The sequence below is a fragment of the Nocardia sp. CA-119907 genome (assembly GCF_050955995.1).
GTDB lineage: Bacteria > Actinomycetota > Actinomycetes > Mycobacteriales > Mycobacteriaceae > Nocardia.
In genome coordinates, this window is sequence record NZ_CP192091.1 from 8,517,507 (window position 1) to 8,534,501 (window position 16,995).

The 16,995-nt window shown below is 67.7% G+C and carries 16 protein-coding genes; 6 read left to right on the forward strand and 10 right to left on the reverse strand.

Annotation, left to right across the window (positions count from 1 at the left end; genetic code table 11):
• Positions 1-20 precede the first annotated feature (20 nt).
• The gene (locus ACQP2D_RS38545) at positions 21-1,163 is read right to left on the reverse strand and encodes a DUF4349 domain-containing protein (protein ID WP_433680839.1); all 1,143 of its coding nucleotides are present in this window, start codon (positions 1,161-1,163) and stop codon (positions 21-23) included.
• Between the two features lie 31 nt (positions 1,164-1,194).
• Positions 1,195-1,833, reverse strand: coding sequence for a TetR/AcrR family transcriptional regulator (locus ACQP2D_RS38550; RefSeq protein WP_433680840.1), 639 nt, complete (start codon positions 1,831-1,833; stop codon positions 1,195-1,197).
• A 108-nt stretch (positions 1,834-1,941) separates the two neighbouring features.
• On the opposite strand from ACQP2D_RS38550, the gene ACQP2D_RS38555 reads away from it, so the two are divergent.
• On the forward strand, positions 1,942-2,340 hold the full coding sequence (locus ACQP2D_RS38555) for a nuclear transport factor 2 family protein (RefSeq protein WP_433680841.1): 399 nt from the start codon (positions 1,942-1,944) through the stop codon (positions 2,338-2,340).
• A gap of 3 nt (positions 2,341-2,343) precedes the next feature.
• Here the strand turns inward: ACQP2D_RS38555 and ACQP2D_RS38560 are convergent, their stop codons facing one another.
• Both ACQP2D_RS38560 and ACQP2D_RS38565 read right to left on the reverse strand, forming a co-directional pair.
• Positions 2,344-5,730, reverse strand: coding sequence for an error-prone DNA polymerase (locus ACQP2D_RS38560; RefSeq protein WP_433680842.1), 3,387 nt, complete (start codon positions 5,728-5,730; stop codon positions 2,344-2,346).
• A 68-nt stretch (positions 5,731-5,798) separates the two neighbouring features.
• Positions 5,799-6,254: a hypothetical protein gene (locus ACQP2D_RS38565; RefSeq protein ID WP_433680843.1), complete on the reverse strand. Its 456-nt coding sequence runs from the start codon at positions 6,252-6,254 to the stop codon at positions 5,799-5,801.
• A 154-nt stretch (positions 6,255-6,408) separates the two neighbouring features.
• Between ACQP2D_RS38565 and ACQP2D_RS38570 the strand changes: the two genes are divergently transcribed.
• Positions 6,409-7,395 carry an SDR family NAD(P)-dependent oxidoreductase gene (locus tag ACQP2D_RS38570; protein ID WP_433680844.1) on the forward strand — a complete coding sequence of 329 codons (987 nt, stop codon included), beginning with the start codon at positions 6,409-6,411 and terminating at the stop codon, positions 7,393-7,395.
• Between the two features lie 189 nt (positions 7,396-7,584).
• On the opposite strand, the gene ACQP2D_RS38575 is transcribed toward ACQP2D_RS38570, so the two are convergent.
• The 3 genes from ACQP2D_RS38575 to ACQP2D_RS38585 all read right to left on the reverse strand — a co-directional run bounded on the left by ACQP2D_RS38575 (position 7,585) and on the right by ACQP2D_RS38585 (position 9,506).
• Positions 7,585-8,502 carry a sucrase ferredoxin gene (locus tag ACQP2D_RS38575; protein ID WP_433680845.1) on the reverse strand — a complete coding sequence of 306 codons (918 nt, stop codon included), beginning with the start codon at positions 8,500-8,502 and terminating at the stop codon, positions 7,585-7,587.
• Positions 8,502-8,630 (reverse strand): hypothetical protein, encoded by a 129-nt coding sequence (locus ACQP2D_RS38580; RefSeq protein WP_433680846.1) that lies wholly within the window; start codon positions 8,628-8,630, stop codon positions 8,502-8,504. Before ACQP2D_RS38580 ends, ACQP2D_RS38575 begins: the two co-directional genes overlap by 1 nt.
• A 96-nt stretch (positions 8,631-8,726) precedes the next feature.
• Positions 8,727-9,506 (reverse strand): alpha/beta fold hydrolase, encoded by a 780-nt coding sequence (locus ACQP2D_RS38585; RefSeq protein WP_433680847.1) that lies wholly within the window; start codon positions 9,504-9,506, stop codon positions 8,727-8,729.
• A gap of 130 nt (positions 9,507-9,636) precedes the next feature.
• Between ACQP2D_RS38585 and ACQP2D_RS38590 the strand changes: the two genes are divergently transcribed.
• Positions 9,637-10,335 carry a class I SAM-dependent DNA methyltransferase gene (locus ACQP2D_RS38590; RefSeq protein ID WP_433680848.1) on the forward strand — a complete coding sequence of 233 codons (699 nt, stop codon included), beginning with the start codon at positions 9,637-9,639 and terminating at the stop codon, positions 10,333-10,335.
• Between the two features lie 139 nt (positions 10,336-10,474).
• Here ACQP2D_RS38590 and ACQP2D_RS38595 read toward each other — a convergent pair whose 3' ends face one another.
• Together ACQP2D_RS38595 and ACQP2D_RS38600 are read right to left on the reverse strand one after the other, a co-directional pair.
• Positions 10,475-12,073: a DNA polymerase Y family protein gene (locus tag ACQP2D_RS38595; protein WP_433680849.1), complete on the reverse strand. Its 1,599-nt coding sequence runs from the start codon at positions 12,071-12,073 to the stop codon at positions 10,475-10,477.
• Positions 12,074-12,167: 94 nt separating this feature from the next.
• Complete coding sequence (locus ACQP2D_RS38600) at positions 12,168-12,902, reverse strand: hypothetical protein (RefSeq protein ID WP_433680850.1); 735 nt, start codon at positions 12,900-12,902, stop codon at positions 12,168-12,170.
• Positions 12,903-13,398: 496 nt separating this feature from the next.
• On the opposite strand from ACQP2D_RS38600, the gene ACQP2D_RS38605 reads away from it, so the two are divergent.
• From ACQP2D_RS38605 to ACQP2D_RS38615, 3 genes are read left to right on the forward strand one after another with little or no spacing between them, the layout of a single operon-like run.
• The gene (locus ACQP2D_RS38605; RefSeq protein ID WP_433680851.1) at positions 13,399-14,001 is read left to right on the forward strand and encodes a TetR/AcrR family transcriptional regulator; all 603 of its coding nucleotides are present in this window, start codon (positions 13,399-13,401) and stop codon (positions 13,999-14,001) included.
• Positions 13,998-14,849: a phytanoyl-CoA dioxygenase family protein gene (locus ACQP2D_RS38610; protein ID WP_433680852.1), complete on the forward strand. Its 852-nt coding sequence runs from the start codon at positions 13,998-14,000 to the stop codon at positions 14,847-14,849. Before ACQP2D_RS38605 ends, ACQP2D_RS38610 begins: the two co-directional genes overlap by 4 nt.
• Positions 14,850-14,902: 53 nt before the next feature.
• On the forward strand, positions 14,903-16,021 hold the full coding sequence (locus ACQP2D_RS38615) for a serine/threonine-protein kinase (protein WP_433680853.1): 1,119 nt from the start codon (positions 14,903-14,905) through the stop codon (positions 16,019-16,021).
• Positions 16,022-16,280: 259 nt separating this feature from the next.
• Here ACQP2D_RS38615 and ACQP2D_RS38620 read toward each other — a convergent pair whose 3' ends face one another.
• Positions 16,281-16,916 (reverse strand): response regulator transcription factor, encoded by a 636-nt coding sequence (locus ACQP2D_RS38620; RefSeq protein ID WP_354951859.1) that lies wholly within the window; start codon positions 16,914-16,916, stop codon positions 16,281-16,283.
• Between the last annotated feature and the right edge of the window lie 79 nt (positions 16,917-16,995).

Here is a 16,995-nt window from a genome sequence, read left to right on the forward strand (position 1 = left end):
CGTCAGCGCCTTTCGCGGTGTCAGCGCCTTTCGCCGTCAGCACCTTTCGCGGTGTCAGTACCTTTCGCCGTATCAGCACCTTTCGCGGTATCAGTACTTTTCGCGGTATCAGTACTTTTCGCGGTGTCAGTACTTTTCGCGGTGTCAGTACTTTTCGCGGTGTCAGCACCTTTCGCCGTGTCAACGCCCGCACCGGTCCCGGCACTCGTACCTGCGTCAGCACCCTCCGCTGCCGTTGCGCCAGCACCGACCAGCGCAGCGGACGCATCTGCCCCGCCGGCGGATTCTTCCGGGCTCGCGGCCCCGCCCTTGCGCGCACGCCGCACGCCCCGCAGCACGCCCCACACGACCGCGCCGATCACCACGACGAACCCGAGCCACGGAATCGCCTTCCCGGTGAAGACAACCGCGTCCTTCAGCCAATCCACCAGCGAGTGCCAGCCGGAGACGATGCCGTCCCAGAAATTGGACGGACCCGCATCGGATTTCTTGTCCTCGGTGGTGATTTCGATGGTGAGCGTGGACAACGCGACCTGATCGTCGAGATGGCGCTTCTGCGCGGTGAGGCTGTCGAGTTCCCCCTGACGACTCGACAGCGCCTGTTCGGCGGCAATGAGATCCGCGGTATTGGTCGCCCCGGCGATGAGCGCGCGCAGCCGGTCGACCGAGGCCTGCAGCGCCTTGATCCTGGCGTCGAGGTCCTCCCACTGCATGGTCACGTCATCGCGATTGGTGCTCATCCGGGTGACCTGGCCCACCCCGCCGAGGCCATCGATGAATTTGTCCGTCTTATCCGCGGGCACCCGAACGGTGAGCGTGGCCTCCGGATCGGTGTCGCCGGTCCCCGGCTGTTCGGTGCGGCTGTCGACCCGACCGCCGGCCTCGCGCACCCGATCGGTCACCTGACCGGCCGCCTTGATCGGATCCCCCACGGTGATATCGACGTTGCCGGTAATGACCTCCTTGCGCGTCTCGACGGTGTTCCCGCCGGTATCGCCCTTCGCCGGGGATCCCTCGCGCAGGCTCGGCGGCGGCGCCATCGGCGCGGCGGTCGCCATGCTCGACCGGCCGGAACCGGCGCTGTCGTCGCCCTTGTCATCGCCACACCCGACTAGCAACGTCACACCCAGCAGGCCGATCACCAGCACAGCAAGCTTCCGCATGGACGCAGGTTAGCCGCTGTGGTGAATTCGGTCACGAAGCTCGTCGCGGGCCGTTCCCCGAGGTCGGATCGATACCGACCAGTTTGACGAAGAATCGTTCGATCTGATCGGCGAGTGGCGGCCAGTTCGGGCCGGGTTCATTGAGCCGCATCGACACCGCGCCGTGCACCGCGGCGCGCAGGTCGAGCATGACCGATACCGGATCGTCGACGGGTACGAGACCGGCATCCATACACCGCCGGATCGCGGCAGCGGTGCGTTCGGTCAGTTCCTGCTTGAACGCCATGTCCGCGCGCTGATTGAGGGTGCTCTCGTGCAACACCTTGTACATGCCCGGATGTCGGTAAGCCCAGTCGCCGAGCACGCGGATGCGGGCGCGCAGTTGTTCGACGGGATCGTCGACGGCGGCCACCGCCTCATCGATCGCACGCACCAGCTCGGCGTGATAGCGCTCCAGCGCGGCCAGCACCAGGGCGTCTCGATCGGCGAAGTGCAGGTACACCGACGTTGCGGCACTGCCGATTTCGCGGGTGACCGCGCGCATGGACAGAGCCTGATCATCGCCGAGTTCATCGAGCAGCCGAATCGCGGCGTCGACGATCTCCTCACGAAGTCGGCCGCCGTGGCCGCGCGGGTTGCGACCGCGCCGGGTCGTCGTATCGGACGGCATCCAAGGATTGTAGCCGGACATGCGTAGCGCTACAGTCGTAGCGCTACAGCTGTTCAGTTTACCTCTGGCGACTGCTTGCAGGTCGCTCGAAAGATCGGAGATGCGCCCATGACCAGCACTTCCATCGATCCGAAGCTCGAATCGAATAAGCGAACCGTCCTCGCGTTCTACGAAGCCGCCTTCAATGCCAAGGACTTCGCGGCCACCAGGGAGTTCTTCGGTACGCACTACACCCAGCACAATCCGGAAATCGCCGATGGATTCGATGGACTGCTCGCCCGGCTCACCGGCCTGAAAGAAGGCTTTCCGAAACTTCGCGTCGAAGTGAAACGCATTGTGGCAGAGGGTGATTACGTGGTCGCTCACGTGCACGGCGTGCGCGAACCCGGCGAGCGCGGGCTGGCGATCATGGATATCTTCCGCCTCGACGAGGGCAAACTGATCGAGCACTGGGATGTCATCCAGCCGGTACCGGAGCAGACCGTTCATACGAACGGAATGTTCTGAGCCTCAACGGAAGTCGCGCGATTTCGAGTCGACACGGAGGTCCATGCGCTGCAGATGTTCGGCGACCACACTGACCGCGCCCTCGGCGTTCTGGACCCGGCCGCGAATGAGCAGGGCGGTGGCGCTCTGGGCCAAGCGGCGGTAGCGGGTCCAGAGGCCGACCGAGCAGACGACGTTCACCATGCCGGTTTCGTCCTCCAGGTTGAGGAAGGTGACGCCGGCGGCGGTGGCGGGGCGTTGGCGGTGCGTGACGGCACCGCCGACCAGGACGCGCGAGCCGTCGGGCACATCGAGAAGTCCGGCGGCCGGGATGACGCCGAGCGCATCCAGTTGGGGGCGCAGGAATTCGGTGGGATAGCTGCCCGGGGAGACGCCGGTGGCCCAGACGTCGGCGGCGGCCAATTCGAGTTCGCTCATACCGGGCAGGGCCGGTGCGGTGGTGGTGGCGCCGGTGCCGGGGAGACGGTCGGGGCGCTCGCCCGCCGCCGCGCCCGCCGCCCACAGCGCCTCACGGCGGGTGATGCCGAGACAGCCCAGAGCGCCTGCGGTGGCGAGGGATTCGGCTTGGGCAACGGTGAGTTCCACCCGTCCGGTCAGGTCGAGAAATGAGATATACGGACCCGTCGAGCGGGCGGCGACAATGTGTTCGGCGAGATCGGTGCCGATGTGGCGGATCGTCGCGAGACCGAGACGCACCTCCGCACCGTGGTTTTCGAGGGTGGGTTCGGCGCGGCTGGCGTTGATATCGGGGCCGTGCACCAGAACTCCGTGCCTGCGGGCGTCGGCAACCAGCGACTGCGGGGAGTAGAAACCCATCGGCTGGGCGCGCAGCAGGCCGGCGCAGAAGGCCGCCGGATGGTGCAGTTTGAACCATGCCGAGTAGAACACGATCGAGGCGAAGCTCTGCGAATGGCTTTCCGGGAAACCGAAATTCGCGAAAGCGTAGAGCTTCTCGTAGATGCGGTCGGCGACATCGCCGGTAATGCCGTGCAGATCGCGCATGCCTTGGTACAGCCTGCCCTTGAGGCGTTCCATGCGTTCCGGGGAGCGCTTGGAACCCATGGCACGGCGCAGCTGATCGGCCTCGGCGGCGGTGAAACCGGCGACATCGATGGCCATCTGCATGAGCTGCTCCTGGAACAGCGGGACGCCGAGGGTGCGTTCCAGCGAATTCTCCAGCGCCGGATGGTCATAGCGCACCTTCTCGCGGCCATTGCGGCGCCGGATGTAGGGGTGCACCGAACCACCCTGGATCGGTCCGGGGCGGATCAGCGCCACCTCCACCACCAGGTCGTAGAACTTCCGCGGCTTCAGCCGCGGCAGTGTGGCCATCTGCGCCCGCGACTCCACCTGGAACACGCCCACCGAATCGGCGCGCGAAAGCATGTCGTAGACGGCGGCTTCCTTCAGGTCCAGCTTGTGCAGCTCAACCGTTTCGCCCTTGTGCTCGCGCACCATATCGATCATGTAGTGCAGCGCGGAGAGCATGCCGAGGCCGAGCAGGTCGAACTTCACCAGATCTATTGCGGCGCAATCGTCCTTATCCCACTGCAGCACGCTGCGACCGGGCATGCGCGCCCACTCGACCGGGCAGACATCGGCGATGGGCCGGTCACAGATCACCATGCCACCGGAGTGAATGCCGAGATGCCTCGGCAGACCCTCGATTTCGGTGGCGAGCTCCAGCACTTCGGCGGGAATATCGGTGCCGGTCTCGGCGCCGACTCCGGTCCAGCGGCTCACCTGCTTGCTCCAGGCATCCTGCTGCCCGGGCGAAAAGCCCAGTGCGCGTGCGGCATCGCGGACCGCGGACTTACCGCGATAGGTGATCACATTCGCCACCTGAGCGGCATATTCCCGGCCGTACCTGGTGTAAACGTGCTGGATCGCTTCTTCACGGCGATCGGATTCGATATCGACATCGATATCGGGTGGGCCGTCGCGCTCCGGGGCGAGGAATCGTTCGAACAGCAGGTCGGCGGCGACCGGGTCGACATTGGTGATGCCGATCGCGTAGCAGACGGCCGAATTGGCCGCCGAACCCCGGCCCTGACACAGGATGTCATTGTCCCTGCAGAAGCTGACGATATCGTGCACCACCAGGAAGTAGCCCGGAAACTTCATCCGGTTGATGATCGCGAGTTCGTGCTCGATCTGCCGATACGCCTTGGGATTTCCCGCCGGCGGACCGTAGCGTCGGGCGGCGCCCGCGAGGGTGAGTTCACGCAGCCACGACGCCTCATCGTGGCCATTGGGCACGTCGAACGGCGGCAGCTTCGGCGCGATCAGCTTCAGATCGAAGGCGCATTCGCGGGCCAGCGTCACCGCATTCGCCACCGCCTGCGGACAGGCGGCGAACAACTGCGTCATCTCCGCGCCGGAGCGCAGATGCGCGCCACCGGTCGGCGCCAGCCAGCCCGCGATATCGTCGAGACTCCGGCGCGCCCGGATGGCCGCGAGCGCCATGGCGCGGCGGCGCTGCGCGGGCGCGGCGAAATGCGCTCCGGTGGTGGCCACTACGGGTAGACCGAGGCGGTCGGCGAGTGTGATCAGGAGGGCGTTGCGTTCGTCGTCCTCGGGGATGCCGTGGTGGGTGAGTTCCACGCTCACCCGGTCGCTGCCGAAGCGCTCGGTCAGATCGCGCAGCGCGGCCTCCGCCCGCACGAGCTCGGTATCCCCCGCCCGCAGATCGCGGTCGAGGGCTTGGCGCACATGGCCTTTGCGGCATCCGGTGAGGATGTGCCAGTGCCCGTCCGCCGCCGCGGTGAGTGCGTCCAGGTCGTAGCGCAGGATGCCCTTCTCGCCCGCGGCCATATGCGCCACCGCGATCTCGCGGGACAGGCGGCGGTAGCCCTCTTGGCCGCGAGCCAGGACCAAGAGATGCGGACCGGCCGGATCCGGCGAACCGGTGCGCGGCATCGAATCCGGGGCGCCCGCATGGCCTTCGGTCACCGAACCAGGCACGGACCGACCGCGTCGCACAGACTCCGAGTCACCCTGTGATCCGAGCGACAACTCCGATCCGAAGACCGTCGGCATACCCCATGCTCTGGCCGCCTCGGCGAAGCGCACGGTCCCGTAGAAGCCGTCGTGGTCGGTGAGCGCGATCGCCTCCAAACCCAGCCGCACCGCCTCCTCCACCAGTTCCTCCGGCTGACTCGCACCGTCGAGGAAGCTGTAGGCCGAATGCGCGTGCAACTCGGCGTAAGGCACCACCGGTGCACCGGCTGGTTCGACCGGCTCGGCCCGATACGCCCCGCGCTTGCGTGACCACGCCGGGCTGTCGCCGCCGTCGCCCGGATACATCGCGTCCGGATTCGTCCGGCCGGGTCGCCCGGACAGCACCCGCTCCATCTCCGCCCAGGTCGGCGGGCCGTTACCCCAACCCATGACACATCACCTCCTCATATAGTCGAACATACATTCGAACTACGCGGGAGGTGCGGGTACCCGCCGAATCAGGCGGCGGGGAGCGGCTCCGTCGACTTCTCGGCCAGCGCGACCTCGACCTTGTCCAGACTCGAGCGGATCACGGCGCCATAGGCGTCATTGGCGAGGACGTCGAGATGGCCGCGCGCGATGGTCAGCTGCATATAGGCCACATCGAAGTCACCCACGCGACGGTGACTGTCGGCGAGGTTCAGATAGAGCGAGGGCAGGAATCCGCGTAGCCCCTCATCGAGCGGAACGCCGGGGCCGAATACCGCGGCCAGCGCGCGCTGATCCCAGCGCAGCGCATCTTCGGCCACGTGCTGCAGATCGGCAAGGTGATGCGCAATCACACAGCGCTGCAACGGATCTCCACCGTCGCCGAGCTCGTCCCACAGTCCCTCCAGCATTCGCCGCGCCGCCTCCGGATCACTGCCGGAGAGCCGCACCGCGGCAAAGATTTCCGCCATCCGATCGTCCGCCATGCGCAGAGTATCGCACATATGTTCGATAGATTCGAGGGCGGTTCGAACACCTCGGCGCGCCCTCGATCCGAACGCTCGACGTGACGAACCGCACTTGGCAGGTAAACTTACTTCAGAGTAAGTTCATGCCCACTCGACCTGCAAAGGAGCAGCGATGACCCGAGCTTCCGCTGACGACGCCGACCTGCGCGGGCAGATCCGGCGCAACCGCCGCAACCGCGACCTCACGGGGCGGCATGTGCTCATCACCGGCGCGTCCTCCGGCATCGGCCGGGCCGCCGCGCTGGCCGTCGCGGATAAGGGCGCCATCGTCTTCCTGCTCGCCCGGCGCGCCGACGAACTCACGGCCGTGGTCGAGGAGATCCGGGCCGAGGGTGGCACCGCCTACGGATACCAATGCGACGTAACCGATTCCGATTCCGTCGACCACACCGTCAAGACCATCCTGGACGAACACGGCCACGTCGACATGCTGGTGAACAATGCGGGGCGCTCCATCCGCCGCGCCATCCACCGCTCCACCGACCGGCTGCACGATTTCGAACGCACCATGGCGGTCAATTACTTCGGCGCACTGCGATTGACACTGGCGCTGCTGCCGCAGATGCGCGAGCGCGAGTTCGGCCACATCGTCAATATCAGCAGTGCGGGCGTGCAGGTGGCCACCCCGCGCTTCGCCGCCTATCTCGCGAGCAAGGCGGCGCTGGATAAGTTCACCGAGGTCGCCGCGGTCGAAACCATGGCCGACGGCGTCACCTTCACCACCATCCACATGCCGCTGGTGCGCACCCCGATGATCGCGCCGAGCGGTGATCAGGGACCGTCGGAATCGCCCGAATGGGCGGCGGCCACCATTGTGCGCGCGCTGACCGAACGTCCCAAGCGCATCGACGTACCGCTGGGCACCTTTGCCGAATACGGCGCGCTGCTCACCCCGAGGATTCGCGACCGCATCCTGCACCGCTACTACCGCGCCCTGCCCGATTCACCCGCCGCCAAGGGCGAGCAGGTGGATGCCGCGGACGACGAACCCGCGCAATCCCCGACCCGGCGGGAACCGCGCCACCAGTCGACGGCCCGCCGGGTTACCGGCACCGCACTGCGCCGCGCCGCCCGCTGGGTCCCCGGCACCCACTGGTGATCTCGCGACCTTCATCCCGCAGGGGGCGATAAAGGTCGCCGCGAACGGGATATGGCCGCACTGGTTTTCGCCGCCGCGGCCATGTCCCGTTCGTCGTTCTCAGCCGGAGACGAGGCAGCTTCCGGGACTGGCAGGCATGTCCTGGCGCGCCCGGGCCGTTCACATACCCGCACGGTGTCGACCGCGCGGTCAGCCTGTGGATAAGGGCTGGATCCGGTCGGCCACGACCGCGGTGACCGGTTTCGGCGCGGCACCGCAACTAGCCTGGCGCGGAGGCAATCCGACGGTACGAACAGTCACCCGCCAGCGGCGACCGTCGCGATGGGTTACTACCGTGACCCCGGTGATGGCGGGATCGATTGCGGCGGAGTCGGTTTCGAGTACCACGGTAAGATCATCGACGCCCGCCGAAACCTGTTCGCGTACCGCGATTTCGGCGGCCTGTTCGACCGGCCCATGCCCGCTGCGACCGCGCAGACCGGGCAGTGAGACCATGCCGCGGCGCGCGGCCTCGACCGCCGCGATGGCGGCCGTGGTATCGACGCGGCCATAGGTCAGACCGGAGGGCAGCAGCACCATGGCCGGAGCGAACCGATGGCCGCCGGTGTGCGAGCACTCCCAGACCTGGCCCGGATAGTCCGCGGCCAGATTCGCGGCGATCGGACGGCCGAACAGCGCACAGCATTGATCGCGTTTCCCGTGCGCGCAGACCAGGACCAACGGATCACGCACGGGCGCACCGATTCCCGGCGACGGTCCGTTCAACAGTTGCAGGTCCAGCTCGAGCAACTGCTTCAGGTCGGTGATCTCGAAGCGTTCGCACCAAGAGCCCTGTGCACGCGAATTGGCGAACAAAACCGTTCGGGTGCCGGTGAATTCGCTGCGGCCGGATCGCCGGATCAGCGTCAGGCGCACCTTCGCCGCGGACGTGCGGGCAGCGAGTTCGGCGGTGATCTCCGGGCCGAGCACCTCGTCACCGATCACATCCCGGCCCCACGCACCCGGCTGCTCGACGCACAACCACCCCGTCACCCGAGTTGCCGTGCCGGGCAGGGGCACATCGACCGCGGCCGCCGCCGAACAGAGCATTCCTTCGAATCCGGTCATCAGCCCAGCGTCTGTCCGTCGGCGAAGCGCAGCCAGACCCCGTCCACCGAGGCGTGGTTGTCGACGAGCCAATCGCGGAACGACTGCTCGTCAGCGAAGAACAGAACCGGACGGTCTAGCGCGGACACCGCTTCACTCTAGAATCCGTCGCCCCGAGACCGCGGCTTGCACGGCGAAATCCACGTCGATTGCCGGCGCGGCAGGAGTCGGAAGGGCGGGTTGGCTCAGTTCACGGCGAGGAATGGCAGCACGGTGGCCTCGAATTCGCGGTAGCGGTCGCGGTGAATGCTGTGACCGCAGCTGAAGGCGGCCACCGCGCAGTTCGGGACGGCAGTGCGCAGGATCGCCAGCTTTTCCGGATCGACCATGCCGCCGGGGCCACCGCGCAGCACCAGGGTGGGCGCGGTGATATCGGAGAGCCGATCCCACCACTCCGGATTCGGTTTGCGGAACTGCTCGAGCGCGGTCCGCGTCATCGAGCGATCGAAGGCCAGCACCGCACGCGGGTGCCGGATCAGGCTGGTGGTGGCGTGCCAGAGTTCCGGAATCGTCGGGAAGCGACGGGTCAGCTTCACCTCTTCGTCGCCCGAGCGCAGCGGCATCGGACACTCCTCGATGACCAGCCGACGCACCAGCTCGGGCCGCTCCTGCGCGACGCAGGAGACCGCGTAACCACCCAGCGAATGCCCGACCAGATCGACCGAATCCAAGCCGAGCCGCTCACACAGGTTCAGCACGTCGGCGCCGAATTCGGCGAACAGATACGACTCGGTATGCGCGCTACGCCCGTGTCCGCGCAGATCGGGAACGATGACCCGCCGCCCGGACCGCACCAATGCGTGCGCGAACCGATCCCAGGTATGCCCGTCCCCGCCCATGCCGTGCACCAACACGACCGGCGTGCCAGCGCCGACCGCGGAATCCCGATAGGCGATCTGCACGCCGTCGAACGCAGCCCTGGTCACCGTGAGATCCACGATTTCCGAGGTTACCGGCGTTGTCATGCGACCACCCCGGACTTGTCGCGCGCATCACTCCCCATCCGCCCCACCAGTCCCAACCGTCTCGCGATCACCGAGTACCTCACCGAAAATCGCCTGGCGGATGCCGGTGGCTCACGGTGATACTGCGGACATGCCCTCCTTCGCGGACTTCGATCGCCGCAACTATCGCACCGTTGATGTCGCCGCGGGATATGACGGGTGGGCGCCGACGTATGAGCAGACCGTCATGGACGAGATGGATCTCGCACTGCTGGATCGGCTGCGACACCCGGACTGGAGCGGGGTGCGGCGCGCCGCCGATCTCGGCTGCGGGACCGGGCGCACCGGAGCTTGGTTGCGGGAGCGGGGAATTCGGCGGATCGATGGCGTCGACGTGAGTGCGGGGATGCTCGCGCGGGCCCGCGAGCGCGGGGCGCACACCACGCTCACCGAGGCCGATGTACGCGCTACCGGATTAGCTGGTGGCGCATATGATTTGGTGATCTCCTCGCTGATCGATGAGCATTTGGACGACCTCGCGCCCTACTACGCCGAGGCATGGCGGCTGACCGAGCCGGGCGGCAACTGCGTCACGGTCAGCTATCACCCGCAATTCATGATGGTGACCGGTATGCCGACGCACTACACGCCCGAGGCGGGCGAACCGGTGGCGATCAGTACACATCTGCACTTGATCAGCGAGCAGATATCGGCGGCATTGGCGGCCGGATGGGTGCTTACCGAGATGGCCGAGGCGCTGGTGGATGACGCGTGGATCGCGGCCAAGCCGAAATGGGCCGAGCTGCGCGGACATCCGTTCACACTCGCTTTGGTGTGGTCGCGCCCGTAACAGGCTGTCACCGCACCGACCTGCGCGCCCGATCGGCGGTCGGGCCGGGGCGGCGACCTGCTGGTTTCTGGGCTGAACCGAAGCCAGCCGTACCCGGTGCCATCTGTAACAGCCAGCTGCGCAACGCATCTGCGCGCCATTAGTCGTAAAGCCCCTCAGCACGCCATGTTCGATCGTTATAGATGAGCAGTAGCACGCGCACATCGGCCGGTTCACCGGCGAGCTGCGCCTGGATGCGGGCGGCGATTCCGGCGGAGAGGGTATCGGATTCCGGCATCCACCAGTGTTCGTCCACCGGCCACGGACCCGCCCAGCCCGCGAGTTGCCATTGTTTGCTGCCCCAGCGCAGCAGGGCCGGATCGGCGGTGAACAGGCCGCGGTCGGTGACCTGCACCGGGGCTCCGTCGGCGGCCTCCAGATACACCACCGGGCGGTTCACCAGGATCACCGTGGGCGCGGGGCGGGGCAGGCGGCCGGGCCAGGGCAGGGCCGGGTCGGCGGCCGGAACCGGCTCGTCGCCGAGCGCGACCATGGTGATGCGTTCGACGGGTCCGCGTCCGCCGCTGAGCACGCCGACCCGGACCGCCTCGCCGCCGAGCAGGCCCTGCACCCGGATCAGGGCGCGACGGGCCCGCTCGTCCTCCTCGCCCACGCCGCCCCACAGGCCGAGCTGAAGTGCGCCCGCCGCAACGACTTCGACGGGTTCCAGGCGCAGCAGGGTGATCGGTGCCGTGGGGCGGTCGCGGCGGGTGAGCCAGCCGTCCAGCTGCCAGCGCACCCGATCCGCGGTGCCCTCCGGAGTCAGCGGTTCCGCGCACCGCCAGATGCGCGAAAGCTGTTCACCCGCCTCGGTTTCCGCTGATACGGACAACCGGGTGCACGCCATCGAGGCACGCGACAGCGCCTCGTGCAGTTGAGTGGCGAGCATGCGGCCGGCGAAGGCGGCGGCATCGACCCGATCGATCGGCGGATCACAGCGGTACTGCACCGCCAGATCCGGCGGCGGACGGCGCGCGGACGGCGGGCGCTCCGGCACGGCCCTGGCGCAGCGGTGCGCCAACACGGCATCCGCGCCGAAGCGCGAGGTGACCTCGGTCGAGGTCAGCGCCGCGAAATCACCGATCCGCCGCAACCCCAAGCGGTGCAACAGATCCACCAGATCCATGCGCTCCGGTGCGGCCAGGCTTGGTTCGAGCGCGAGTTCACGCACCGATAGCGGCGCCAGGAACCGCGCACCCGCGCCGGCCGGCACGATCGCGGCGAACCGCGCCGCGATCACCGCCGTCGACAGCTCATCGGCAATGCCGATCTGCGCCTCCACCCCCACTGCGGCCGCCGCGTCGACGAGCCGCTCGGCCGCCGCCTCCTCGGACCCGAAATACCGGGCCGCACCCCGTGCACCGAGCACGAGCAGCCCCGGACGCAACACCTCCACCCCCGGCACCGTCGCATCGATGGCCGCGACCACCGGCTCGAACAGCCGCGCATCCCGATCCGGATCCGCCTGCTCGACATACACATTCGGACATCGCGACTGCGCCTCCCGCCTGGTCAGCCCGCACCGCACCCCCTCGGCCCTGGCAATGGCCGAACACTCCACCACCTTATTGCCGAACAGCACCGCCACCGGCCGCGTCGCGGGCACCCGCGCCACCGCCGCCGCCGTAACCGCCCCCCAGTCCTGACACCACAGCGCCAGCACCCGCGCACCACCGCACACCCGACTCGGCCGAATCACCGCCCCGCTCCCGCGAGCACCCCGCCGATGCCGATCGACATCGCGCATCCATCCGAATCACGGTGCCGCACCGCACGCATCGGATCTCACCTCTTCATGAGGCCGCACCGCGCGCCTCGACCGTTTCCTCGGGCACCGATGCGACCGTTTCCAGCGACACCCACTCCACGCGACTCGCATTGGGCCGCAGTTCGATTCGGCCGTGGCACGGCGGGCCCGCCTTGCCGCGGACCGCGACCTCCAGGCGCACCGAGCGGAGCCGACCGCGACCAGCGCCGAGGCCGCCGTATCCGGCGACGCGGGTGTCCAGACGCAGCGACGGATTGGGCCAGCGACCGTCGGTGACCACCAGGGTGGCGCCCTTGCTGCGGGCGCGGGCGGCGATGACACGGGTGCGCGACGCGGCGACGGCGGCGCCGCCGAGACCGAGCACCACCAGATCGAGACCGTCGAGCAATACCGCGGCCACCTCCACCGGATCCGGGCCGGGATCGGCGACGACGGCGAGGCGTTGCAGCTGCGCACCCATCTCGACCGCGGCGAGCAGCCCGAGCCGGGGCATCCCGACCACCGCGGCATGTCCGCCGCCCTCGGTCACCGCGGCCAGCAGCCCGACCAGCAGTGAATTCGCACCCGAGTAGGCCACGACCGAACCCTTGACCAGACCGCCTTCGGGCAACAGATCGGCAAGAGCGGGCGGCACGGCCAGCGCTTCCCGGCGCAATTCGACGGCACGAGGCATCCGCTCGGCCGCAGCTTCCCCGCGTCCGGGTATCGCCGCCATCCGTCGGCGCAGCTCATCCAATGTCGGTCTATCCCTCGGCGGCATACCGTCCCGCCGTCTCCCCGCCCCTGAATCCTCATCCGAACCCATCACAACCACCTACTTCCACGATGGACCCGAGGCGAAGCACACGGAGCGAACCCTCACGAATAAGAAGTCAGCACCGATCCAGCTATCGATCGGTATCGAATATACGTTCGATACCCGCCCAGTAGAAACCCACCCCCGATTTCCGTCAAGTCCGCGCACCGACCCCGACTACTTCGCAATGATGCCGTTGTTTTTGAGTTGAACTCAACTTACTATCGAGGATATGAGCGAGCGAACATCGGCACAGCCGACAGGTCGGTCATGACGGAGCCGAGCGCCAGCGAGGCGGAGTCATGAGCGAGCGCAGCGAGCGAACATCGGCACAGCCGACAGGTCGGTCATGACGGAGCCGAGCGCCAGCGAGGCGGAGTCATGAGCGAGCGCAGCGAGCGAACATCGGCACAGCCGACAGGTCGGTCATGACGGAGCCGAGCGCCAGCGAGGCGGAGTCATGAGCGACCAAGGACTGTCCCGACGCGGGGCGACCGCACGCAGACGACTGCTGGAGGCGGCGCATGCGGAGCTGAGCGAAACCGGGGAACTCGAGGTGGCGGCCGTCGCCCGCCGCGCCGGGGTCAGCGTCGGGCTGCCCTACCGATACTTCGGCTCACGCAGCGGCCTGCTCACCGCCGTCATCACCGACTTCTACGACCGCCTCGGCGAGACGGTCACCTATGCGGAGTTCGCCGGAAAGGATTGGCGCGAACGCGAACACGCGCGCGTCGTGGCCTGGGTGAACTTCCTCTATGACGATCCGCTCGCCCCCGTCGCACTCGGCCGCTTCGGCGATGCCGAAGCGGCGGGTGTGGAACGCCAGCGACTACAGCAGGCGATCGAGGTCGGCATCCGGAATATGGCTCAGGGCCAGCGCCAAGGCGCGGTGCCCGCCGATCGCGACCCGGAGTTGCTCGTCGCGGCCGTCCTCGGCGGCGTGCATATGGCCGTTGCGGTGGCGCTCACCCGCAGCCCTCGACCGGACCGTGCCGTCGTCGCCGATCAAGTGTGGGAATTCGTGGCCGGAGCAACCGGTGCGGGAAGGGAAGAACAACGATGAGCAATATCCAGCCCGAGGTCGGACGACTCGAGGATCTGGCCGGCGACCTGTCCCGCACCCATCGCGCGGTGCACGCGCCGCGCGATGTCCCCGCCGCACAGGTGGACGCCGACCTCGCCGCCCTCGACCGTGACGGCTACGTCATCCTCGAGGGACTGCTCGACCCGGCGCAGTGTGCCGCCCTGCGGGCCGAACTGCTGCCCCTCCTGGGCCCGAACGGGCGAAATGCCTTCGAGGGACACTGCACTCAGCGGCTCTACAGCGTGCTCGGCAAGACTCGCATGGTCGATCGGCTGGTCGACCATCCCCGCGTACTCGCTCTGCTGGATCGACTCCTACTGCCCAATTACCTGCTGTCACAGTTGCAGATCATCAATATCGCCCCCGGCGAGAATGCCCAACTCCTGCATCCCGACGACGGCTTCTACCCGGTGCCGCGGCCGCGAAAGGCATTGTCGGCGGCCACTGTCTGGGCGATCGATGAATTCACCGCCGAGAACGGTGCGACCGTGCTGATCCCGGGCAGCCACCGCTGGCCGGACGGTCGGACACCGCAGCAGGACGACGTGCGCGTGCCCGGCGTCATGTCCGCCGGATCGTGCGTCTTCTTCCTCGGCACCCTCTGGCACGGCGGCGGCGCGAACCGCTCGGCGCGCGCACGCCTGGCGGCCACCGCGCAGTACTGCGAACCGTGGTTGCGCACACAGGAGGCGTTCACCCTCTCGACGAGTCGCGATACGGTGCGCGCGGTATCGCCGGAAATCCGGCGCATGCTCGGCTACAGCATCCACCCGCCCTTCATCGGCATGGTGGACGGCATGCACCCGGATCGGCTACTGGCGCAATAGGGTGTCGGTCTCGAATCAGGCCGGTTAACCCCATTTTCCGATACCCTGCACCCGTGACCGAACGCGCTCGTCCCATAGTCGGCCCCGATTATCTGGTTGCCGGCCGCTACCGTCTGCAGTCGAAGCTGGGTGGCGGTGGCATGGGTGCGGTCTGGCTCGCACACGATCGTCTGCTCAACCGGGATGTCGCGATCAAGCAGGTACTCTCCACCGCCGGACTCCCCGAGGCCGAGGCCACCGAGATCCGCAATCGGATCATGCACGAGGGCCGGGTCGCGGCCAAGCTCTCGCATGAGCACGCCATCGCGGTGTACGACGTGGTGCTGGAGGCGGGCGAGCCGTGGCTGGTGATGGAGCATCTGCCATCACGCAGTGTTGCAAGGGCATTGGCGCTGGTGGACACCCTGTCGCCGATCGAGGTCGCGCAGATCGGGGCGCAGGTCGCCGACGCGTTGGCGGCCGCGCACGCCGCGGGCATCGTGCACCGCGATATCAAGCCGGGCAATATTCTCGTCGCCGACCGCGGACCCGGCGTCGGCATGGCCAAGCTCAGCGACTTCGGCATCTCCCGCGGTGCGACCGACAATTCCGATGAACCGGACGGCGTGATCACCGGCACCCCCGCCTACCTCCCCCCCGAGGTGGCGCGAGGCGCGCAGCCGACCACGGCGAGCGATGTGTTCTCCCTCGGCGCGACGCTGTACACCGCGATCGAGGGGCAACCGCCGTTCGGTATGGACGATGACACCGACGCCGTGGTCCATCGCGCGGCCATGGCCCAGATCATCCCGCCCAGCCGCAGCGGCATGCTCACCAATGCGCTGCTGCACATGATGGAACCGGCACCGCAGCGCAGGCCGACAATGGCCGAGGCGCGCGACGAAATCCTCACCGCCGCATTCGGTCCCGGCACCGGCCCCTACATCCTCGGCGCCCCCGTACGTACCGAAGACGGCACCATCCCAGCCTGGGCCGCCCGCAATTCAGCCTCGGGCCTCCGCAGCCCCCACTCGACCCCCCTCCCCCGCCCCCACCGCAACACCCCAGGCCCCACCGCGCCCACCCCCCAACGCCCCAAGCCAAAAGAACCGAGCAACGCCCCCCTGGCCATCGCCATCGGACTCCTGATCGGCCTGGTCCTCATCATCGCCGTCATCATCGCCATGATGTAACCGCTGCCCTACCCAACGATCGCCACTACGGCCGCGCCCGGAACCCGCTGCGCCGCAGCTCCTCAACTGCCGCCCGACTTCACGCCACGCCGCACGAGAACCCGTGCAACTGGCAGAACCGCGGCCCCAGCTGCGCGAGGTAATCCGGCGCGCCGACCGGGTGCCAGCCGCGAAATGCGCTAATGCAGGTGCGCACTCGACGTTGACCTGCGTGAGCACATGGTGATCGCTTGTCCGAGAGGCTGGACTGCGGAATGGTTCAGTCGATGCGACGGCGGTGGGCCCAGCGGGTCAGGGCGTTGCGGTTGGACTGTTGGGTTTTGCGCAGGACGTTGGAGGCGTGGGTTTCCACGGTTTTCACCGAGATGTAGAGGTTTTCGGCGATTTCCCGGTAGGTATAGCCGCGGGCGAGCAGGCGCAGCACCTCCAGTTCGCGCGGGGTGAGCGAGTCCAGTTCGGGATCCAGCGGCGGCTCCGGCACCGGTGACTTTCCGGTGAACGAGTCCAGCACGAATCCGGCCAGGCGCGGGCTGAATACCGCATCGCCACCGGCAACCCGCCGAATGCCGTCGGCCAGTTCGGATCCCGAGATGGTCTTGGTGACATAGCCGCGCGCGCCCGCCCGGATCACCGCGATCACATCCTCGGCGGCATCGGAGACGCTCAGCGCCAAGCACACCGGACCGTCATCGATACCGGATAGCACCGCGACCCCACCACCGTCGGGCATATGCACATCGAGCAGCACCACATCCGGCCGCGCCGCATTGATCCCGGCGACCGCCTCGGCCACGCCACCGGCCTCCCCGACCACCTCCATATCGGTTTCCCGGCTCAGCTCCGCCCGCACACCCGAGCGGAATACGGCGTGATCATCGACGAGAAAGACCCGCACGGTCACCTACTTCTCCTCATCCTCGGTGGATCGACCACCCTGACGCACGGACCGCCCGCAGGCCGTCCGCACTTCATCG